General features: G+C 58.7%; 21 protein-coding genes. 12 read left to right on the top strand and 9 right to left on the bottom strand.

Features of this window, described 5'->3' with window-relative positions; translation table 11 throughout:
• Nucleotides 1-31: 31 nt before the first annotated feature.
• Nucleotides 32-1,462 (top strand): mannose-1-phosphate guanylyltransferase/mannose-6-phosphate isomerase, encoded by a 1,431-nt coding sequence (locus tag ACFVTJ_RS12205; RefSeq protein ID WP_386907666.1) that lies wholly within the window; start codon nucleotides 32-34, stop codon nucleotides 1,460-1,462.
• Here ACFVTJ_RS12205 and ACFVTJ_RS12210 read toward each other — a convergent pair.
• On the bottom strand, nucleotides 1,386-1,760 hold the full coding sequence (locus tag ACFVTJ_RS12210; RefSeq protein ID WP_386907668.1) for a type II CAAX prenyl endopeptidase Rce1 family protein: 375 nt from the start codon (nucleotides 1,758-1,760) through the stop codon (nucleotides 1,386-1,388). The two genes, ACFVTJ_RS12205 and ACFVTJ_RS12210, sit on opposite strands and share 77 nt — an antisense overlap.
• 118 nt (nucleotides 1,761-1,878) lie before the next feature.
• Here ACFVTJ_RS12210 and ACFVTJ_RS12215 point away from each other — a divergent pair, with 118 nt between their 5' ends.
• The 6 genes from ACFVTJ_RS12215 to ACFVTJ_RS12240 all read left to right on the top strand — a co-directional run bounded on the left by ACFVTJ_RS12215 (nucleotide 1,879) and on the right by ACFVTJ_RS12240 (nucleotide 8,162).
• The gene (locus ACFVTJ_RS12215; RefSeq protein WP_386907670.1) at nucleotides 1,879-3,111 is read left to right on the top strand and encodes an ABC transporter substrate-binding protein; all 1,233 of its coding nucleotides are present in this window, start codon (nucleotides 1,879-1,881) and stop codon (nucleotides 3,109-3,111) included.
• A gap of 143 nt (nucleotides 3,112-3,254) precedes the next feature.
• Nucleotides 3,255-4,157, top strand: coding sequence for a carbohydrate ABC transporter permease (locus ACFVTJ_RS12220; RefSeq protein ID WP_386907672.1), 903 nt, complete (start codon nucleotides 3,255-3,257; stop codon nucleotides 4,155-4,157).
• On the top strand, nucleotides 4,150-5,091 hold the full coding sequence (locus tag ACFVTJ_RS12225; RefSeq protein WP_386907674.1) for a carbohydrate ABC transporter permease: 942 nt from the start codon (nucleotides 4,150-4,152) through the stop codon (nucleotides 5,089-5,091). Before ACFVTJ_RS12220 ends, ACFVTJ_RS12225 begins: the two co-directional genes overlap by 8 nt.
• Before the next feature lie 5 nt (nucleotides 5,092-5,096).
• The gene (locus ACFVTJ_RS12230; RefSeq protein WP_386907676.1) at nucleotides 5,097-6,185 is read left to right on the top strand and encodes an ABC transporter ATP-binding protein; all 1,089 of its coding nucleotides are present in this window, start codon (nucleotides 5,097-5,099) and stop codon (nucleotides 6,183-6,185) included.
• 56 nt (nucleotides 6,186-6,241) lie between these two features.
• Nucleotides 6,242-7,006 carry a sugar phosphate isomerase/epimerase family protein gene (locus ACFVTJ_RS12235; protein WP_386907678.1) on the top strand — a complete coding sequence of 255 codons (765 nt, stop codon included), beginning with the start codon at nucleotides 6,242-6,244 and terminating at the stop codon, nucleotides 7,004-7,006.
• A 22-nt stretch (nucleotides 7,007-7,028) separates the two neighbouring features.
• The gene (locus ACFVTJ_RS12240; RefSeq protein WP_386907680.1) at nucleotides 7,029-8,162 is read left to right on the top strand and encodes a Gfo/Idh/MocA family protein; all 1,134 of its coding nucleotides are present in this window, start codon (nucleotides 7,029-7,031) and stop codon (nucleotides 8,160-8,162) included.
• A 96-nt stretch (nucleotides 8,163-8,258) separates the two neighbouring features.
• Here the strand turns inward: ACFVTJ_RS12240 and ACFVTJ_RS12245 are convergent, their stop codons facing one another.
• The gene (locus tag ACFVTJ_RS12245) at nucleotides 8,259-8,429 is read right to left on the bottom strand and encodes a hypothetical protein (protein WP_386907682.1); all 171 of its coding nucleotides are present in this window, start codon (nucleotides 8,427-8,429) and stop codon (nucleotides 8,259-8,261) included.
• Nucleotides 8,422-8,559, bottom strand: a complete 138-nt coding sequence (locus ACFVTJ_RS12250; protein WP_386907684.1) for a hypothetical protein — start codon at nucleotides 8,557-8,559, stop codon at nucleotides 8,422-8,424. The genes ACFVTJ_RS12245 and ACFVTJ_RS12250 overlap by 8 nt, the downstream gene beginning before the upstream one ends.
• Before the next feature lie 222 nt (nucleotides 8,560-8,781).
• On the opposite strand from ACFVTJ_RS12250, the gene queC reads away from it, so the two are divergent.
• The 3 genes from queC to queE are packed head-to-tail and all read left to right on the top strand — an operon-like array spanning nucleotide 8,782 to nucleotide 10,600.
• On the top strand, nucleotides 8,782-9,492 hold the full coding sequence (gene queC, locus ACFVTJ_RS12255) for a 7-cyano-7-deazaguanine synthase QueC (RefSeq protein ID WP_386907686.1): 711 nt from the start codon (nucleotides 8,782-8,784) through the stop codon (nucleotides 9,490-9,492).
• The gene (gene queD, locus ACFVTJ_RS12260; protein WP_386907688.1) at nucleotides 9,492-9,848 is read left to right on the top strand and encodes a 6-carboxytetrahydropterin synthase QueD; all 357 of its coding nucleotides are present in this window, start codon (nucleotides 9,492-9,494) and stop codon (nucleotides 9,846-9,848) included. Before queC ends, queD begins: the two co-directional genes overlap by 1 nt.
• The gene (gene queE, locus ACFVTJ_RS12265) at nucleotides 9,845-10,600 is read left to right on the top strand and encodes a 7-carboxy-7-deazaguanine synthase QueE (protein WP_386907690.1); all 756 of its coding nucleotides are present in this window, start codon (nucleotides 9,845-9,847) and stop codon (nucleotides 10,598-10,600) included. Before queD ends, queE begins: the two co-directional genes overlap by 4 nt.
• A 242-nt stretch (nucleotides 10,601-10,842) precedes the next feature.
• Here the strand turns inward: queE and ACFVTJ_RS12270 are convergent, their stop codons facing one another.
• The 6 genes from ACFVTJ_RS12270 to ACFVTJ_RS12295 all read right to left on the bottom strand — a co-directional run bounded on the left by ACFVTJ_RS12270 (nucleotide 10,843) and on the right by ACFVTJ_RS12295 (nucleotide 16,926).
• The gene (locus ACFVTJ_RS12270; RefSeq protein ID WP_386907692.1) at nucleotides 10,843-11,892 is read right to left on the bottom strand and encodes a Gfo/Idh/MocA family protein; all 1,050 of its coding nucleotides are present in this window, start codon (nucleotides 11,890-11,892) and stop codon (nucleotides 10,843-10,845) included.
• An 18-nt stretch (nucleotides 11,893-11,910) separates the two neighbouring features.
• The gene (locus ACFVTJ_RS12275; RefSeq protein ID WP_125146908.1) at nucleotides 11,911-12,696 is read right to left on the bottom strand and encodes a ThuA domain-containing protein; all 786 of its coding nucleotides are present in this window, start codon (nucleotides 12,694-12,696) and stop codon (nucleotides 11,911-11,913) included.
• A gap of 57 nt (nucleotides 12,697-12,753) precedes the next feature.
• Nucleotides 12,754-13,782 carry an ABC transporter ATP-binding protein gene (locus ACFVTJ_RS12280; protein WP_386907695.1) on the bottom strand — a complete coding sequence of 343 codons (1,029 nt, stop codon included), beginning with the start codon at nucleotides 13,780-13,782 and terminating at the stop codon, nucleotides 12,754-12,756.
• A gap of 10 nt (nucleotides 13,783-13,792) precedes the next feature.
• Nucleotides 13,793-14,626 carry a carbohydrate ABC transporter permease gene (locus tag ACFVTJ_RS12285; RefSeq protein ID WP_046801356.1) on the bottom strand — a complete coding sequence of 278 codons (834 nt, stop codon included), beginning with the start codon at nucleotides 14,624-14,626 and terminating at the stop codon, nucleotides 13,793-13,795.
• The gene (locus tag ACFVTJ_RS12290; RefSeq protein ID WP_386907698.1) at nucleotides 14,623-15,597 is read right to left on the bottom strand and encodes a carbohydrate ABC transporter permease; all 975 of its coding nucleotides are present in this window, start codon (nucleotides 15,595-15,597) and stop codon (nucleotides 14,623-14,625) included. Before ACFVTJ_RS12290 ends, ACFVTJ_RS12285 begins: the two co-directional genes overlap by 4 nt.
• Nucleotides 15,598-15,660: 63 nt before the next feature.
• Nucleotides 15,661-16,926, bottom strand: a complete 1,266-nt coding sequence (locus tag ACFVTJ_RS12295; RefSeq protein WP_386907700.1) for an ABC transporter substrate-binding protein — start codon at nucleotides 16,924-16,926, stop codon at nucleotides 15,661-15,663.
• Between the two features lie 268 nt (nucleotides 16,927-17,194).
• Here ACFVTJ_RS12295 and ACFVTJ_RS12300 point away from each other — a divergent pair, with 268 nt between their 5' ends.
• Both ACFVTJ_RS12300 and ACFVTJ_RS12305 read left to right on the top strand, forming a co-directional pair.
• On the top strand, nucleotides 17,195-18,208 hold the full coding sequence (locus ACFVTJ_RS12300; protein ID WP_386907701.1) for a substrate-binding domain-containing protein: 1,014 nt from the start codon (nucleotides 17,195-17,197) through the stop codon (nucleotides 18,206-18,208).
• A gap of 173 nt (nucleotides 18,209-18,381) precedes the next feature.
• Entirely contained in the window at nucleotides 18,382-18,579 is a 198-nt protein-coding gene (locus ACFVTJ_RS12305) for a hypothetical protein (RefSeq protein ID WP_020011889.1), read from the top strand.
• The last annotated feature ends 151 nt before the right edge of the window (nucleotides 18,580-18,730 follow it).

An 18,730-nucleotide genomic window follows, 5' to 3' on the forward strand; every position in this document is an offset into this window, starting at 1 on the left:
GGAAATTTTTTGAAGTTGGAAAGGTTTTGTCGTGAAGGAACAATCTCGAAAGATCACGCCGGTTCTTCTTGCTGGCGGAGCTGGCTCGCGGCTCTGGCCGGTATCGCGCGATCAGTTGCCCAAGCAGTTCCAGCCGCTGGTCGGCAATCTTTCGACCTATCAGCAGACGTTGAAGCGGGTCGGTGACAAGAGCCTTTATGCAGAGCCGCTGGTGATCACCAACGAGGATTTCCGTTTCTTCGCCCGCCGTCAGGCAGAAGAGATCGATCTGCCCGCGACTGTGGTGCTTGAACCTGCCCGCCGCGACAGCGCCGCCGCCATGGCCGCAGCCGCCGTGCTGGCCGAGCGGCGCGAGCCTGGATGTCTGGTTCTGGCGCTTGCCGCCGACCATGTCGTGCTCGATCCCGACGCCTTTTCAGATGCCGTGAAGCTCGGGGCGAAAGCTGCCGATCAGGGCAACATCGTCGTTTTCGGTCTCGTGCCGACCGAACCTCGGACCTCCTACGGTTATATCAAGCCGGGTGATGCGATCGACGGCGAAAAAGACCTCAGCACCGTCGATGCCTTCGTGGAAAAGCCTGATGTGAAGACGGCAATCTCCTATCTCGAAAAGGGTTATCTGTGGAACTCCGGCAACTTCCTGTTCCGTTCTGATGTGATGATCGCCGAGCTGAAGGCTTTTGCACCGGAGATTCTGGCGGCGGTAACGCAGGCGGTCGAGCAATATGAAAGCGACCTTGGTTTCGTGCGCCTGCATCAGGCAAGCTTCGAAGCTTCCCCGAAGAATTCCATCGATTATGCTGTCATCGAAAAGACCAAGCGCATGGCTGTCGTGCACGGCCATTTCCGCTGGTCGGATATCGGCAGCTGGGACGCGATCTGGGAAATCGCCGATAAGCACGACAACGACAACGCGCTTGAGGGCGACGGCGTCTTCATCGATTCCGAGGGCTGCCTCATTCACTCCACACAATTGCTGACAACGGTGGTTGGCGCCAAGGATCTGGTGGTGGTGGCCACCAAGGATGCAGTTCTGGTGGTGCCCAAGAACCGGGTGCAGGATGTGAAGGGACTGGTGGAAAAGCTGAAAGCCAGCGACCATGCACCGCAGACGCAAAGCCACAAGCGCGTCTATCAACCGTGGGGCTTCATTGAACACATGTATGTGGACGAGCGCTACCGGGTCGGTCACATCACCGTCGATCCCGGTCATCGTATCTCGTTCCAGAAACATTATCACCGCTCGGAACACTGGATCGTCGTCAAGGGAACGGCAACCGTGACAATGGGGGACGAGACTCGGCTGCTGACGGAAAACCAGTCGGTCTATATCCCGATCGGCCAGCCGCACCGGCTTGCTAATGAGGGCCAGATCCCGCTTGAGCTCATCGAAATCCAGACCGGCGCCTATATCGGCGAGGATGATGTGATCCGCATCGAGGATGATTACAGGCGGCAATAACTGCCACTTCTGGCGAAACGGCATGATGAAGGCGAGGCGGATGACGATCCGGCTCGCCTTTTCCGTTTTTGGAGATGAGCTCGTTCACGCAATGGGCAAAGGCATGGGAAAACATCGCCGCGTCCAGCTCTCGCCGCCAGAACAGCCAGCCGAACAGCAGGCCGGGGATGAAATTGGCAAGCAGGATCGCAATGATCAATAATGGTTGTGGCCGCGAGATAATCGCAAACAGAATTGGCACGTGACCAGCTGCGAAGAGAACAGCGGCCATGATGATGGCGGTCCATAACAGGACCATTTTTCGACCGTTTGAAAGGCTTCACGAAGCGGGGTGGAGATTCGTATTTTAGGCGGTTGCCTAATCAAAAATCTTCGCATAGGTTCCAACTGTAACGTTTCAGTGAGGGAGGAGACTCATGCGAATGCGTGTTATTTCTGCGGCCTTTTTGGCAAGTGTCATGATTCCGGCGGGTATTGCCGGGGCTACTGATCTTGAGGTGACCCATTGGTGGACATCAGGCGGTGAGGCCGCTGCTGTTGCCGAGCTTGCCAAGGCTTTTGATGCCACGGGCAACAAATGGGTGGACGGCGCGATTGCCGGTTCGGGCGGCACGGCCCGGCCGATCATGATCAGCCGCATCACCGGCGGCGACCCGATGGGCGCCACTCAGTTCAACCACGGCCGGCAGGCCGAAGAGCTCGTCCAGGCAGGCCTGATGCGTGATCTTTCCGATGTTGCCGCAAAGGGCAACTGGAAAGACGTCATCAAACCGTCCAGCCTGCTCGACAGCTGCACCATCGACGGCAAGATTTATTGCGCGCCGGTGAATATCCACTCCTGGCAATGGCTGTGGCTTTCCAATGCGGCCTTCAAAAAGGCGGGTGTCGAGGTTCCGAAGAACTGGACGGAATTTGTTGCAGCGGCACCGGCGCTGAAAAAGGCCGGCATCCAGCCGCTCGCGCTCGGTGGGCAGGCATGGCAGGCCAACGGCCTGTTCGACACGCTGACGCTTTCGATTGGTGGCAAGGACCTTTACCAGAAGGTCTATGGCGACAAGGATGCCGAGGCTGCCGCCGGCCCGGAAATGGCAAAAATCTTCGCCGCTGCCGTCGAGGCTCGCGATATGGCCAAGGGCACGAACGTTCAGGACTGGAATCAGGCGACCAACATGGTCATTACCGGCAAGGCCGCTGGCCAGGTGATGGGCGACTGGGCACAGGGTGAATTCCAGCTCGCCAACCAGAAAGCCGGCACGGATTATTCCTGCCTTCCCGGCCTTGGTCTCAGCGAATATCTCACCACCGGCGGCGATGCTTTCTATTTCCCCGTTCTTAAGGACGAGGCGAAAACCAAGGCGCAGGATGTGCTTGCCGCAACTATCGTCGATCCAAAAACGCAGGTTGCCTTCAACCTGAAGAAGGGCTCACTGCCCATCCGTGGCGACGTGGACCTCAATGCGGCCAATGACTGCATGAAGAAGGGTCTCGCAATCCTCGCCAAGGGCAATGCGCTGACCAGCACAGACCAGCTGATTTCCGCCGATACGCAGAAACAGAAGGAAGACCTTATGGCGGAATTCTTCGCCGGCTCGATGTCGGCGGAAGATGGCCAGAAGCGCTTCGCGGGCATTATCGGTTCGGCTGACTGATTTGTGATCTCTCCGGGTTGGGAGCGGTTTACCGCTCCCCTCTCCAACGTCCGGTCTGTGCGATGGCTACACGCGCAGGCAGGGGTTTCATGCGGTAGGGTTTTTCCTTGACCGTTAACTGTAACGTTACAGGAGGAGGTAACATGGCGGGTCAAGCGCGCTCCGGGCGCCCCAACCAGCTCTTTCGCAATCTGAATTCCAAGATTGCCTCCATTCCCATGATATTGACCGCAGTGGTGATCTTTCTCGGCGGGACGATCTGGACGGTCGTTTATTCCTTCACCAATTCCAAGCTTCTGCCACGTGCGAGCTTCATCGGTTTCGATCAATATGAGCGGCTGTGGGCCGCGCCGCGCTGGATCGTTTCTATCCAGAATCTGGCGATCTACGGCATCTTGTCGTTGATCTTCAGCCTCGTCATCGGCTTCGTGCTGGCGGCTCTGATGGACCAGAAAATCCGCTTCGAAAACACCTTCCGCACCATTTTTCTTTATCCATTCGCCTTGTCCTTCATCGTGACAGGTCTTGTGTGGCAATGGCTGCTGAACCCGGAATTCGGCATTCAGTCCGTGGTGCGCTCGATGGGCTGGGAAAGCTTCACTTTCGATCCGCTCTATAATTCCGAAATCGTCATCTACGGCATCCTGATTGCGGCACTCTGGCAGGGCACCGGGCTCGTCATGTGCCTGATGCTGGCCGGTCTTCGAGGTATTGATGAGGACATCTGGAAGGCGACGCGGGTTGACGGTATTCCCATGTGGAAGACCTATATCCTCATCATCATTCCCATGATGCGGCCTGTCTTCATCACCACCCTCGTCATTATCGCCAGCGGCATCGTCAAGGTTTACGATCTTGTCGTGGCGCAGACCAGCGGCGGGCCAGGCATCGCGTCGGAAGTGCCGGCGAAATATGTCTATGACTACATGTTTCAGGCGCAGAACCTGGGGCAGGGCTTTGCCGCCTCGACCATGATGCTGCTTACCGTCGCGATCATCGTCATCCCATGGGCCTACCTCGAATTCGGAGGCAAGAAGCGTGGCTAATATCAGCACATTAAATACGGTCGTCGCCGCCACGGATGCGGTCACCAAAGACCTTGCCGGCCCGCGCGGCAAAAAGCCTAGAAAAACCTTTTCTCGCCGCAACATCATTCTGTACGGCACGCTGTTCGTCGCCGCCGCCTATTACCTGCTGCCGCTTTACGTGATGGTCGTTACCTCGCTCAAGGGCATGCCGGAAATCCGTCTGGGCAACATCTTTGCGCCGCCGGTGGAAATCACCTTCGAGCCATGGGTGAAAGCCTGGGCCAATGCCTGCACAGGCCTGAACTGCGACGGGCTTTCGCGTGGCTTTTGGAATTCGGTGCGCATTCTCGTGCCTTCGGTGGTGATCTCGATCATCGTCGCTTCCATCAGCGGTTACGCCATGGCCAACTGGAAGTTCAAGGGGTCAGAGCTGTTCTTCTCGATCCTCATCATCGGCGCCTTCATCCCCTATCAGGTGATGATCTATCCGATCGTCATCGTGCTGCGCGAACTGGGCATTTACGGCACGCTGAGCGGCCTTGTCATCGTTCACACCATCTTCGGCATGCCGATCCTGACGCTGCTGTTCCGCAATTATTTCGCCTCACTGCCGGAAGAACTGTTCAAGGCGGCGCGTATCGATGGTGCCAATTTCTGGCAGATTTATTTCCGTATCATGCTGCCCATGTCGCTGCCGATCTTCGTTGTGGCGATGATCCTGCAGGTGACCGGCATCTGGAACGACTTCCTGTTCGGCGTGGTGTTCACGCGGCCGGAATATTACCCGATGACGGTGCAGCTCAATAATATCGTCAACTCCGTGCAGGGCGTGAAGGAATACAACGTCAACATGGCCGCCACCCTTCTGACCGGGGCCGTGCCGCTGATCGTCTATTTCGTTTCCGGCAGGCTATTCGTGCGCGGCATTGCCGCTGGCGCAGTAAAAGGTTGAGTTATATGAACAAAAGCGTTTCTATCCGCGATCTTTCCCTGTCCTTCGGTGCCGTTACCGTGCTGAAAGACCTCAATCTCGATATTTACGACGGCGAATTCCTTGTGCTGCTCGGCTCGTCCGGCTGCGGCAAGTCGACCCTTCTCAACTGCATTGCCGGGCTTCTGGAGCCGACCGACGGGCAGATCTTCATCAAGGATCGCAATGTTACCTGGGAAGAACCCAAGGACCGAGGCATCGGCATGGTGTTCCAGTCCTATGCGCTTTATCCGCAGATGACGGTGGAGAAAAACCTGTCTTTCGGCCTTCAGGTCGCAAAGATTCCGAAGGACGAAATCGATCGGCGCGTCAAAAGGGCGGCGGGCATTCTGCAGATCGAGCCACTGCTGAAGCGCAAGCCTGCCGAGCTTTCCGGCGGCCAGCGCCAGCGTGTGGCCATCGGCCGGGCGCTGGTGCGGGATGTGGATGTTTTCCTGTTCGACGAGCCGCTTTCCAACCTCGACGCCAAGCTGCGCTCGGAACTGCGTGTCGAAATCAAGCGGCTGCACCAGTCGCTGAAGAATACCATGATCTATGTGACGCATGACCAGATCGAGGCGCTGACGTTGGCGGACCGTATCGCCATCATGAAAAGCGGCGTTATTCAGCAGCTCGCCGATCCCGTCACCATCTATAACAAGCCTAGGAACCTCTTCGTTGCCGGTTTCATCGGTTCACCATCGATGAATTTCCTGCGTGGTGAGCTGATTGAAAAGGACGGCAAGGTCGTCTTCACCACCAACGGCGTCACCTTCGCGCTGGACGGTTATCAGGCGGAAACGCCGCTCGACGCCGGCCGCGCCGTGGTTCTGGGTGTCCGCCCCGAACATGTGCGTGTCGATGCCGATATCGTCGGCGGCGAGGTGCATGAGGCGATCGTTGATATCGAGGAACCGATGGGGGCCGACAATCTGATCTGGCTGAAACATGCCGGGCATACCATGTCCGTCCGCGTCGGCGGCCACAGGCGGTTTTCGCCGGGCACCAAGGTTCGCCTCGGCCTCGACATGGCGATGGCCTCGCTGTTCGACGCGCAAAGCGAAGAGCGGCTTTAGACGCCGCAACTATTCCCCCACACAATCCCAAGCCCAGTATCTCTATGGAGGAGACAATGACAGAACTCGGTTTTCAGCTTTACAGCGCCCGCAATTTCCAGCCTTTTTCCGATATTCTGAAGAAGCTTTCGGCGGCGGGTTACAGCCAAGTTGAAGGTTATGGCGCCATGTACGCCTCTCTGGATGATGCCGGGTTGAAGGGCCTGCGCGCTGAACTTGACGCCAACGACCTGACCATGCCGACCGGCCATTTCGGCCTCGACCTTCTTGAGGGTGACCCGAAAAGGGCGTTGAATATTGCCAGCGTTCTGGGCGTTGAGGCGATCTATTGCCCTTATCTGATGCCCGATCAGCGCCCGACAGATGCGGCCGGCTGGTTCGCCTTCGGCAAACGTCTCCAGGAAGCAGGAAAGCCCTTCGTGGATGCCGGGCTGACCTTCGGTTGGCATAACCACGACTTCGAGTTCAAGGCGCTTGCCGATGGTTCCACCCCACAGGAGCAGATTTTTGCCGGTGGCCCGGACCTGAAGTGGGAAGCGGATATCGCCTGGATTATCAGGGGCAATGCCGATCCGCTCGCCTGGATCGAAAGCTACGGCAAGCGCATCACCGCCGTGCATGTCAAGGATATCGCGCCGGTGGGTGAGAATGCGGATGAGGACGGCTGGGCTGATGTCGGCCATGGCACCGTCGACTGGAAGGGCCTGGTGGCCGCTCTCAAGGCCAAATCCGCCACGAAACATTTCGTGGTCGAGCATGACAATCCCAAGGATATCGACCGGCTGATCACCCGTTCGATCGCATCGTTCAAAACCTACTAAGTCTCAATTTCGGAGTTTCATCATGGCCAGAGATCTTGGCGTCGGCATCATCGGATGCGGCAATATCTCGTCTGCTTATTTTTCGCTGGCACCGCTCTTCAAGGGCATCAAGGTGCTGGCCTGCGCCGATCTCAACCGCAATGCGGCGGAACTGAGGGCGGAAGAATTCGGTGTTGTCGCGCAGTCCATCGAGGAATTGCTCGCCAACCCGGAAATCGACGTGGTGGTAAACCTCACCATCCCCGCCGCGCACTTTCCGGTGTCAAAAGCAGCCCTAGAGGCGGGAAAACACGTTTATTCGGAAAAGCCGCTGGTGCTTTCGCTGGAAGAGGGCGAGGAGTTGCGGCGCATTGCTCGCGAAAAGAAGCTTTCCGTTGGCTGTGCACCGGATACCTTCCTCGGCGGTGCGCATCAGCTTGCCCGGCAATATATCGATGACGGCAAGGTCGGCCGCATCACGTCAGGCACATGCCACGTTATGAGCCCCGGCATGGAGATGTGGCACCCCAATCCGGGCTTCTTCTTCCTCAAGGGCGGCGGGCCGATCCTCGATCTCGGTCCTTATTACGTTGCCAACCTCATCAACCTCATCGGCCCGGTAAAGCGGGTGGGCGCATTGACAAGCATGGCAAATCCCACCCGTACGGTGACTAGCCAGCCGCTGAATGGCGAGATCATTCCCGTCGAAACGCCGACCAATATCCATGCGCTGCTGGAATTCGTGAACGGCGCGACGATCACACTCTCCGCCAGCTGGGATGTGTGGTCGCACCGCCACGCCAATATGGAACTCTACGGCACGGAAGGCTCGATCTACGTGCCGGATCCGAACTTTTTTGGCGGTGTGGTCGAAGCCAGCGGCCGTGACAAGAATATCCAGCCGCTGGAAGACTGGGCGCATCCCTTCGGCATCGCCAATCAGGAAAGTCCCCATGGCCCGCGCGCCAATTACCGCACGGCCGGGCTTGCCGATATGGCGATTGCCATTCTGGAGGGCCGCGACGCCCGCTGCTCGCTGGATCGCTCCCTGCACGGGATCGACGTGATGACCTCGATCCTGAAGTCAGGCGAGGAAGGCCGCTTCATCGAGATGACGACGACCTGCACGCAGCCGGCAGCCCTCGGCATCGAGGAGGCGCAGGCGCTGCTGCGCTGAGCGCAAAGCCAATGAAAAAAGGCCCGGCGCACTGCCAGTTCGCCGGGCCTTTTCCGCTCCGCCATTGAGTGGCGAGCGTCGCGTGTTCATTCGACTTCACAGGCCGATAAAAAGACCCAGCCAGCGCGCAACGGTCCTGACCATCCAGATCAGGAACACGAACGACGCTATGCCGGTGGCGGTGACGAGCGCTGCAGAGGCGACGAGGAGGCCGGTTGTGAGATTGCGCCTGAACCGGTAACGTTTCGGCTCGAGTGCTCTATCCATGGTGGAGAGCGCCGATCAGCCCGCGAATGGTGAGCGTGATATAAAGCATACCCGCCATCGCCATCAGGATGCCGGTGCCAAGAGAGCTGAGATTACTCAGCGAAAACAGAAATGTATCAGCCGCGGCCATCGGCAAGACCCTTCAAGAACAGCAAAATTTCAGTCCGTTCTAAATCGTGCCGGTTTCCCGCATATGTCCCGATTGTTTCGTCTTGTTGCTGCCGCGGGGCGTTTTCGTGATGGCTCGGCTTTGCGCGATTTCTGCAAAGCCCTTCACAAGCCCGTCGGTTTGGTTTAAAGCCGCGCCGTATCCGGTCGCAGCCCACCCGGTCAAAACAAGGGATCCCAAACTATGAAAACCATCGTCATCTGCTCCGGCGGATTGGACTCCGTTTCGCTCGCGCATAAAATTGCGGCGGAACATGAACTTCTCGCTCTCGTTTCCTTCGATTATGGCCAGCGCCACAAGAAGGAGCTGGATTTCGCGGCCGATTGTGCCAGACGGCTCGGCGTGCCGCATCATGTCATCGATATCCGCACCATCGGTGCGCATCTCACCGGCTCGGCGCTGACGGACGACATTGCGGTGCCGGACGGACATTATGCGGAAGAGACCATGCGCTCCACCGTGGTGCCGAACCGCAACGCCATCATGCTCACCATCGCTTTTGGGCTGGCCGCCGCGCAGCAGGCGGATGCGGTGGCGATTGCCGTGCATGGCGGCGATCATTTCATCTACCCCGACTGCCGGCCGGGCTTCATCGACAGCTTCAACGCCATGCAGGCGCATGCGCTTGAAGGCTATGCTGATGTGAAACTCTTCGCGCCTTACGTCACGGTTTCCAAGGCGGCGATTGTGACCGATGGCGTGAAATACGGCACGCCGTTTGGCGAAACATGGTCCTGTTACAAGGGCGGGGTACGCCACTGCGGCCGCTGCGGCACATGCGTGGAACGGCGTGAGGCCTTTCATCTGGCCGGCGTTACCGACCCGACTGATTATGAGGACCCGGACTTCTGGGTCGCCGCCACCCACGCCTTTGCAGCGCAGGAGGTGCGCTGATGTTCCGTATCACCAAGGAATTTCACTTCTCCGCCTCGCACCAGCTGAAAAGCCTGCCGTCGGATCACCAGTGCAATCGCCTGCACGGGCATAATTACATTGTTGAGATCGAGCTTGCGGGCGAAGCGTTGAACGAGCACGGTTTCGTGCGCGACTATCACGAACTTGCACCGCTGAAACGCTATATCGACGATCATTTCGACCATCGCCACCTGAACGACGTTCTCGGCCATGACCGGGTGACGGCGGAATGCCTGGCGAAGCATTTTTATGACTGGTGCAAGGAGCGTCTGCCGGAAACCAGCGCCGTGCGGGTTAGCGAAACCGCCAAGACCTGGGCGGAATACCGGCCATGACGGCGGCTGCACACAAGATTGCAGCGAAGGACCCCACTATCCGCATCAGTGAAATCTTCGGGCCCACCATTCAGGGCGAAGGTCTGCTGATCGGTCTACCGACGGTTTTCGTACGTACTGGCGGCTGCGACTATCGCTGTTCCTGGTGCGATACGCTGCATGCGGTCGATAGCGATTATCGCGACACGTGGAAACCCATGTCGGTCGACGCGATCTGGCAAGAGGTGCGGTGGCTTTCCGGCGGCGTACCGCTGACGATCTCGCTGTCTGGCGGCAATCCGGCCATCCAGCCGCTCGGACCTTTGATCTCGAAGGGGCAGGCCGAGGGCTATCGTTTCGCGCTGGAAACGCAGGGCAGCATCGCCAAAGACTGGTTTGCCGATCTCGACCATCTTGTCCTAAGCCCCAAGCCGCCATCGAGCGGCATGGAAACGGACTGGCAGGCTTTCGAAGACTGTCTTGCCGCTGCCGGCAAGGGGCCGCAGATGGCCCTGAAGATCGTGGTCTTTGACGATGCCGATTACGCCTATGCCAAAGCGGCATCCGCGCGTTTCCCGCATTTGCCGGTTTACCTCCAGCCCGGCAACCACACCCCGCCGCCGCCGGATGACGACGATGCGCGTGTCGATATCGATGGGGTGATGGACCGAATGTTGTGGCTGGTGGACAAGGTTAGCGACGATCGCTGGTTTTCCGCCCGGGTGCTGCCGCAGCTGCATGTGCTGTTGTGGGGGAATAAGCGCGGCGTGTAGATTGTGCGGGAGTGAAATTCCACGCCGTAGTCCGCGTCTTTGAGAAAGCGCATAGCGGATTGAGCGAGCGGGTGCCACTTGCTTCTTCTCCCCGCCGGGGAGAAGGTCGCGGCAGCGGGATGAGGGGGCAACGTCAGCGATATTCGGAGAGCTTGCCCCCTCATCCGACCCTTCGGGCCACCTTCTCCCCGGCGGGGAGAAGAAATACGCGGCAACGCCGTGCCGCGTATTGTTCTTTCACATCAAGCCGAAACGGCCAGCTCGCGCCTCTCCCGATCCGCGATGATCGATAGATCGAGCACCTTCTGCAGATTAGCCGCATGACGGAAATCCGGATCGGCGGGGCCGCCTTCCATGACGGCCTTGGCGAATTTTTCGTAATTCGTTGCCACGGGGTCGACCTCGATCGTCTTCCAGATCGCCTTTTCCACATCCTCGCCGATGCAGGCACGCAGGCTTGAATAGTCGGGTGTGTGGATGACTTCGAGCGCGCCCTTGTCGCCGTGGATGCGCAAACGAAGTTCGTTGAGGTGGCCTGTCGCCCAGCGGGTGGCATGGATGACGCCCATGGCGCCGTTTTCCAGTTCGGCGGTCATGGTGAAGCTGTCATTGGCATCCAGATCGTAAGCGCCGATCTTGTTGCCCTCATATTTGTCGAAGGTCTTCAGCCGCGTGAAGATGCGTTCCACATCGCTGCCCGCGCCATAAGAGGCGAAGTCGAGAATGTGAATGCCGACATCACCCAGCACGCCGTTGGAGCCATGCTTGGTGGAAAGCCGCCACAGCCACTTGCTCTCCGTCATCCAGTCGCCCCAAGCCTTGGAAACGAGCCAGCTCTGGAGATAGGAGGCTTCCAGATGGCGAACCTTGCCGATCTTGCCGGCCAGCACCATTTCGCGCGCCGCTTGCAAGGGGGCGACGTTGCGATAGGTGAGGTTGACCATGGCGACGAGGCCTGCCTTTTCGGCGGCATCGGCCATTTCGGCTGCCTTGGCGTAGCTTTCCGCCAGCGGCTTTTCGCAGAAGACATGCTTGCCAGCCGCAAGCAGCTTCAGGCTCGTAGGGTGGTGAATCGCATCAGGTGTGACGTTTGCCGCCGCATCGAATTCACCCCAGGCGATGGCGTCGTCCAACGAGGTGAAGGAAAGCGGGATGTTGTGGCGGAGCGCAAAGCCACGCACCACCACGTCATCCACATCCACCGCCGCAACCAGTTCGACGCCAGCGATTTGCGAGAAATAAGTGGCATGGTTGTTGGCCATGCCGCCGGTTCCAAGAATGAGAAGTCTCATGCCAGTATCTCCAAGCCCTTACCTGTAACCTGCTTCGCCTGCCTGATGCAGCCGTGGGCCGCGTTCCTCGATGGGCTCCAGAGCCTTGTCGACGGGAACATTGGGGGCGTCGTGAATGCTTTTCAGGGCGCCAACCGGATTATAGGCCCATTTCACCGAATTGCTGATGACTTTCTGGACATTGGCATCGTGATAGGTGGGATAGGTCTCGTGGCCAGGGCGGAAATAGAAGATATTGCCGGCGCCACGACGCCAGGTGAGACCGGAACGGAAGACCTCACCGCCCTGGAACCAGGAGATGAAGACGGTCTCGAGCGGCTCGGGCACGGAGAACTGCTCGCCATACATCTCCTCGTTTTCCAGCTCGAAATGCTCAGGCAGACCGGCGGCAATCGGGTGGCGCGGATTGATCGTCCACAGGCGCTCGCGTTCGCCCGCCTCACGCCATTTCAGCGCGCAGGGCGTGCCCATCAGGCGTTTGAACGGCTTGGAGAAGTGGCCGGAATGCAGGACGATGAGGCCCATGCCTTCCCACACGCGCTTGGCGACGCGCTCGACGATCTCGTCCTGCACCGCGCCGTGGTCCTTGTGGCCCCACCAGACAAGAACGTCGGTCTTGTCGAGACGATCCTGCGAAAGGCCGTGCTCCGGCTCCTGCAGCGTGGCGGTGGTGGCGTTGATCTCGGGGTTCTGGTTCAGCGCGTCGGCAATGGTGTTGTGCATGCCGTTTGGATAGATAGAACGCACCGTCTCATTGATGTGTTCGTGGATATTTTCGCCCCATACAACGGTGTTGATGGTCATTGTCATGCTCCTCGGTGAAAGCCGGGACCTTGGGTGAGCCCGGCGAAAGTTGAAATTTCAGGCCGCGCCGCGCATGGGATTGCGGGCCAGCGCCTGACCTTGTGCGTCGAAACGATGGATTTGTGCCGCGTCGGCCACGAGCGTGATACGCTCACCAGCCTTGCGGTCTGTCACGCCTTCTTCACGAACGACGACGGGTTCGCTCGCGCCGATCTCGACATAGATGAAACTATCCGATCCCAGCATTTCCGAATGCACGATCTCGCCGCTCCAGCCATTCTCGTCGGTTGCGATGGTGATGTGTTCGGGGCGGATGCCGATGGTCGCAGCCCCTTCCGCCTCGGCATATTTGCCTGACAGGAAGTTCATCTTCGGCGAGCCGATGAAGCCGGCGACGAAGGTGTTGACAGGGCTCTCGTAGAGCTCGAGCGGGGTGCCGATCTGCTCGACGCGACCATCGCGCAACACGCAGATGCGGTCGGCGAGCGTCATCGCCTCCACCTGGTCGTGGGTGACGTAGATCATCGTCGTGTCATGCATCGAGCGGTGCAGCTTGGCGATTTCGAGACGGGTGGCGACACGTAGTGCAGCATCGAGGTTGGAGAGCGGTTCGTCGAACAGGAAGACCTTCGGATCACGCACGATGGCGCGGCCGATGGCGACACGCTGGCGCTGGCCGCCGGAAAGCTGCTTTGGCAGGCGCTCCAGATAAGACGTGAGTTGCAGCATCTCGGCCGCTGCTTCCACGCGCTTCTTGCGCTGTTCCTTGTCCGCCCCCGACAACTTCATGCCGAAGGCCATGTTTTCGAACACGGTCATGTGCGGGTACAGAGCATAGGACTGAAAGACCATGGCGACGCCGCGCTTGGCGGGCGGCAGGCGGTTTACCGTCTCGCCGTCGAAAGACAGCGTACCGCCGGTGATTTCTTCCAGCCCGCAGATGAGGCGCAGAAGCGTGGACTTGCCGCAGCCTGAGGGGCCGACAAAAACCATGAATTCGCCGGAGCGGATGTCCATGTCGATGCCCTTGATGACATCGAAAGCGCCGAAGGATTTGCGAAGATCGCGGAGTTGAATGGTGGTCATGATGTTTCTCCTAGCCTTTGACGCCGCCGGCGGTGAGGCCGGAGATGATACGTCGCTGGAAGATCAGAACGAGGACGACGAGCGGGGCGGTAACGATGACGGAGGCCGCCATGATCGTTCCCCAGGGTATTTCGAATTGCGAGCCGCCAGACAGGAGCGCGATGGCGACAGGCACCGTGCGCTGCTCGTTCGATGAGGTGAAGGTGAGCGCGAAGAGGAACTCGTTCCACGCCGCGATGAAGGCGAGGAGGCCCGTCGTGACGAGCGCCGGCCACATCAAGGGCATGAACACCTGGGTGATGATGACCCACGGCGTCGCGCCATCAACGATAGCCGCTTCCTCAATCTCGATGGGCAGGTCGCGCATGAAGGTTGTCAGCACCCAGACTGTGAAGGGCAGGGTGAAGATCATGTAGGAAAAGATCAGCGCGAGCGGCGTGTTGAAAATGCCCGCCCAGCGGATCAGTTCGAACAGGCCAGCGAGAACGGCGATCTGCGGGAACATCGAAACCGACAGGATGGTGAGCAGCAGCAAAGAGCGGCCACGGAAGCGGACACGAGCCAAGGCGTATGATGCCGTGACCGCAAGGAACAGCGACAATATGACGACCGAAGATGCAACGAACAGCGAATTGCCGAGATTGCGCAGAAACGTGCCGTTGCCGATGACGAAGCTGTAATTTGTCAGCGAGAAGTCACGCGGCCAATAATTGACCTGGAACAGCGCCGAGCCGGATTTCAGGCTCGTCAGGATCGCGTAATAAAACGGGAATACCGAAATCACCATGATGATGGCGACAAGCGCATAAAACGCGGTGGTTTTCAGGATGCTGGGCAGGGTCATCGCGCGGCTCCATCGGTGTTGACGCGCCCGAGCCACATGTAGATGACCGTGATCGAGGCGATGATGAGGAACAGCATGGTGGAGGCGGCGGCGCCATAGGCGAACTTGTCGAAATCGAACAGGTTCTCGCGCGCCAGCACCGACATGGTGCGGGTCTGGGCATTATTCGGCGTCAGGATGTAGATGAGGTCGAAAACGCGCATCGCATCCAGCATACGGAAGATCACCGCGACCATCAGCGCCGGACGGATCATTGGCAGGGTGACGCGAAAGAACACTTTTACGGGGTGGATGCCATCCACCTTTGCCGCCTCATACATGTCCTTCGGCACCATTTGCAGGCCGGCGAGGATGAGCAGCGCCATGAAAGGCGTGGTCTTCCAGATATCAACGATCAAGACGGCGACCATTGCGGTTTCGGGATTGGCGGTCCAGGCGATCTTGTTGGAGATCAGCCCGAGATTGAGGAACAGGTCATTCAAGATGCCGAACTGGTCGTTCAGCATCCATGCCCACATCTGTGCCGAAACGATTGTGGGAATGGCCCATGGCACGAGAATGGCGGCGCGCACCAGGCCGCGGCCTTTGAATTCCGCGTTCAGCACCAACGCAACGATCAGGCCGAGCACCGTTTCGAGACTGACAGAGACCACGGTGAATTTCAGCGTGTTGAGAACCGCACCCCACCATGCGGGATCGGCAAGTAGCCCACGATAAATGGTGCGGCCGCTGCTGAGCGTGATCCAGGTGAGGTAATTCTTGAGGCCAACGAATTGTGCGCCCTCGAGATTGGTGAGCGAAGCGTCGGTGAGGCTGAACCACACCGTGCGCACCAGCGGCCATCCGGCCACCAGCGCCAGCACCAGAAATGTGGGGGCAAGAAACAGCCATGCGGATTTCAGTCGTTCCGACTGCAGGTCGGAGCCGGTGCCGGAAGCCGCGACCGGCCTTTGAAGGGCGATGTCGTTCATGAGATATCTCGCGGTTGGGACGCGGGAGATGATCCGGTCAGACCTTCCCCCGCGCGGGCCGGATTACCAGCCGTTGCCTTTGAGATCGGTCAGTTCAACCTCGAGAAGTTCGAGATTTTCCGCCGCCGTGCCGTTGCCGGAGAGCGTGTTGTGCACGGCGCCCCAGAACTTGGCGGAAACCTCGTTATATTTCACCTTGGCCGAGGCGGAAGGACGCGGAACGGCGGTCTGGAAGATCGGCTTCCATGTCGGCATGAAGGGCTGTGCCGCCGCGACATCCTTGTCGTCGTAAAGCGAAGCGATCGTCGGCATGTTGGAGAGCTGGATCGCGCGCATCTTCTGGGTGTCTTTCGATGCCAGGAACTTCACGAGCTGGATTGCTGCTTCCTGATCGTCGGAATATTTCGAGACGGCAAGGTTCCAGCCGCCGAGTGTCGAGGCAGGGGCCTCGCCTTCCGCACCAGCCGGCAGCGGCGTGACGCCGAACTTGCCCTTGATGGCGCTGTCATCGCCGTTACCCAGGGCGTAAGCATAGGGCCAGTTGCGCATGAAGATGGAATTGCCGGTCTGCCAGACGCCGCGTGCCTCTTCTTCCTTATAGGCAAGTACGCCCTGCGGCGCGATGGTGCCGACCCAGCCCTTCGCCGTTTCGATGGCGGCGGCTGCTTTTTCATTGTTCACGGAGATATCGCCGTTGGTCTCCACGATATGGCCGCCACCGGCAGAGGCGATCCATTCCAGCGCGTTGCAGGTCAGTCCCTCATAGGCGCTGCCCTGGAAAACGAAGCCCCAGAGATCCTTCTGGCCAGCCTCACGCTCCTTGTCCTGAATTTCCTTGGCGGTTTCGCCGAGTTCTTTCCATGTCTTCGGCGGCTGCTTGCCGTATTTTTCCAGAAGATCCTTGCGGTAGAACAGCGCTGGCGCGTCCGTGAACATCGGCATGGCGACGAGCTTGCCGTCTACCGTCTGCGATGCGACGATGGAGGGGAAATGATCGCCGATGACATCCTTGGTCGCTGCGGTCAGATCCACGAACTGGTCGGCGAGCTGCGGTGCCCAGATCACGTCGGTCTGGTAGACGTCGACATCCTTGTTACCGGCGGCAAGCCATAGGCGGTACTGACTGAACTGCTCGCTTGATGATGACGGCATGGTGACGAGGTTGACCTTGTGACCGGTCTCTTTCTCGAAAGCGGCGATCCGTTCGCGGAAGAACGCGATGTTCTTTCCGGTCGAATTGGCGGCGATAGAAAGTTCGGCTGCCTGCGCCGAAACGGCGGCGGAAAATACGCTACCGCACAGGAACAAAGTCTTCATGGAAATATTCATTGTCAAACTCCTCCGTTGACGCTCCCGATTGTCCTCAAAATTGAAAGCGCTTTTGACTGGTGCGAGGCTCTCAAAAGTCATGCAATCTGTCAATACTCTTTCTAATACGCTGAAAATCGGGTGTTTTTGCCTGCAATTTCTCGGCGTTTGCCTTTCAGAATGATCAACTGTAAGGTTTCAGGTGGGAGAAAATTGAAATCGTTTTCAATTTTTGTCGGCTTGAAAAAACCGCGGCGGCAACGCATGCAGGGGCAAATTGGCAAAAAACATGAAGCTCAAGGAATTCGCAGCAAAGGTTGGGCTCTCGCCCACCACCGTCAGCCGGGCGCTTGGCGGCTACCCCGAAGTGCGCGAGGAGACACGCCAGCGGGTGATGGAGGCTGCGCTGAAATATGGCTACCGGCCCAATGCCAACGCCGTCAGGCTGGCAACGGGCAGGGCCGGCGCCATCGGCGTCGTCATGGGTCGCTCAGGCGGCGGACATTTCTTTTCGGAATTCATGGGCGGCATGGCGACCCGGCTTGAACGGGAAGAAACAGATATTCTTGTCAGCGTCACCGTCGACAATAATCTCGATGAGGAACTGGCGATTTTCAGCCGGCTGGCGGCGAGCGGCCGGGTCGATGGCATCATCGTGCATTCGCCGCGCCCGGAGGATGAGCGTATCGCGTTGCTGAACCGGTTGGGTGTGCCTTTCATCGTGCATGGCCGATCAAAGACGCCTTTCGAACATGCCTGGCTCGATATCGACAACCACGATGTGACCTATCGTCCGACGATCCATTTTCTGGAGCGCGGACACAGGCGCATCGCCCTTATCAATGGTCCGGTTGGCCGCACCTTCGTGCAGGACCGCGAGCAGGGTTTTCGCGAGGCGCTGGCGACGCACGGCATTACGCCGGATCCGCGCTTTATGATGAATGAGCACTTCAGCGAAGAAACGGCCTTTCGCTTCGCCCGCTCGCTGCTGGAACAGACACCGCGCCCCACGGCCTTTGTGGCGGGTGCGATGATGACGGCCCAGGGTGTCTATCGCGCCGCGACGCAGATGGGGTTGATGATCGGCAGGGATGTTTCCGTCATCGCCCATGACGACGTATTCCCTTACCTTACACCGGAAAGTATGATGCCGCCGCTTTCCACCACCCGCTCGTCCATGCGCATGGCGGGCATGCGGGTCACGGACCTGCTTTTGCAGATCGTTGGTGGCCGCCCTGTTCGCGAGGTTCAGGAATTGTGGCCAGTCGAGCTGATCTTGCGGGAATCGGTCGGTCCAGCCTGAGCCCGTTACCATAGCTCACTGATTCCACTCCATTTTGTGAACGTTAGTTGATAACGTTCGCCTTTCATCATCTATTCGTTAAATCAGTCTCATGTATAATCGGGTCATCACGGGTTTAATGGAACAGGGCCCGTGCCGGCGCGTTGAGGGGATGCGTCGAAGGAGGATGACTGATGTTTGAATTTTTAAAGCCGCAACAGCAGACTGTGATCGACGACGTGGAGGCGACCGGCACCTATGCCGATGCCCTTCTCAACGTTCCAAGCCCGGAACTCACCCGCTCGACTGCCCGCGAGCATGGTCATGAAGCCCATTCCCGTGACTATTGCGAAAACCGCGATATTTCTCGCAGCGCTCTCGGTTTCGCCTGAGCTACAGCAAAAACCTTCCTGAAAAACGGAACGGACCTCTCGTCCCCGCGTTTGCCTGTACGACCCGCAGGGCGGCGCAACCTACACCCAAGGGACCTTACCGGCATGTGACCGATGGGCGAATTGGATGTTGCGCCGCCTGAATGGTGAC

This window comes from Agrobacterium sp. NPDC058088 (genome assembly GCF_042885035.1).
Classification (GTDB): Bacteria; Pseudomonadota; Alphaproteobacteria; order Rhizobiales; family Rhizobiaceae; genus Agrobacterium.

What these genes read in the sequence shown, in the direction of transcription:
- ACFVTJ_RS12210 (WP_386907668.1), bottom strand. Translation starts at nt 1,760, where the DNA reads ATGGTCCTGTTATGGACCGCCATCATCATGGCCGCTGTTCTCTTCGCA.
- ACFVTJ_RS12215 (WP_386907670.1), top strand. Translation starts at nt 1,879, where the DNA reads ATGCGAATGCGTGTTATTTCTGCGGCCTTTTTGGCAAGTGTCATGATT.
- ACFVTJ_RS12220 (WP_386907672.1), top strand. Translation starts at nt 3,255, where the DNA reads ATGGCGGGTCAAGCGCGCTCCGGGCGCCCCAACCAGCTCTTTCGCAAT.
- ACFVTJ_RS12230 (WP_386907676.1), top strand. Translation starts at nt 5,097, where the DNA reads ATGAACAAAAGCGTTTCTATCCGCGATCTTTCCCTGTCCTTCGGTGCC.
- ACFVTJ_RS12235 (WP_386907678.1), top strand. Translation starts at nt 6,242, where the DNA reads ATGACAGAACTCGGTTTTCAGCTTTACAGCGCCCGCAATTTCCAGCCT.
- ACFVTJ_RS12240 (WP_386907680.1), top strand. Translation starts at nt 7,029, where the DNA reads ATGGCCAGAGATCTTGGCGTCGGCATCATCGGATGCGGCAATATCTCG.
- ACFVTJ_RS12245 (WP_386907682.1), bottom strand. Translation starts at nt 8,429, where the DNA reads ATGGATAGAGCACTCGAGCCGAAACGTTACCGGTTCAGGCGCAATCTC.
- ACFVTJ_RS12250 (WP_386907684.1), bottom strand. Translation starts at nt 8,559, where the DNA reads ATGGCCGCGGCTGATACATTTCTGTTTTCGCTGAGTAATCTCAGCTCT.
- queC (WP_386907686.1), top strand. Translation starts at nt 8,782, where the DNA reads ATGAAAACCATCGTCATCTGCTCCGGCGGATTGGACTCCGTTTCGCTC.
- queD (WP_386907688.1), top strand. Translation starts at nt 9,492, where the DNA reads ATGTTCCGTATCACCAAGGAATTTCACTTCTCCGCCTCGCACCAGCTG.
- queE (WP_386907690.1), top strand. Translation starts at nt 9,845, where the DNA reads ATGACGGCGGCTGCACACAAGATTGCAGCGAAGGACCCCACTATCCGC.
- ACFVTJ_RS12270 (WP_386907692.1), bottom strand. Translation starts at nt 11,892, where the DNA reads ATGAGACTTCTCATTCTTGGAACCGGCGGCATGGCCAACAACCATGCC.
- ACFVTJ_RS12275 (WP_125146908.1), bottom strand. Translation starts at nt 12,696, where the DNA reads ATGACCATCAACACCGTTGTATGGGGCGAAAATATCCACGAACACATC.
- ACFVTJ_RS12280 (WP_386907695.1), bottom strand. Translation starts at nt 13,782, where the DNA reads ATGACCACCATTCAACTCCGCGATCTTCGCAAATCCTTCGGCGCTTTC.
- ACFVTJ_RS12285 (WP_046801356.1), bottom strand. Translation starts at nt 14,626, where the DNA reads ATGACCCTGCCCAGCATCCTGAAAACCACCGCGTTTTATGCGCTTGTC.
- ACFVTJ_RS12290 (WP_386907698.1), bottom strand. Translation starts at nt 15,597, where the DNA reads ATGAACGACATCGCCCTTCAAAGGCCGGTCGCGGCTTCCGGCACCGGC.
- ACFVTJ_RS12295 (WP_386907700.1), bottom strand. Translation starts at nt 16,926, where the DNA reads ATGAATATTTCCATGAAGACTTTGTTCCTGTGCGGTAGCGTATTTTCC.
- ACFVTJ_RS12300 (WP_386907701.1), top strand. Translation starts at nt 17,195, where the DNA reads ATGAAGCTCAAGGAATTCGCAGCAAAGGTTGGGCTCTCGCCCACCACC.
- ACFVTJ_RS12305 (WP_020011889.1), top strand. Translation starts at nt 18,382, where the DNA reads ATGTTTGAATTTTTAAAGCCGCAACAGCAGACTGTGATCGACGACGTG.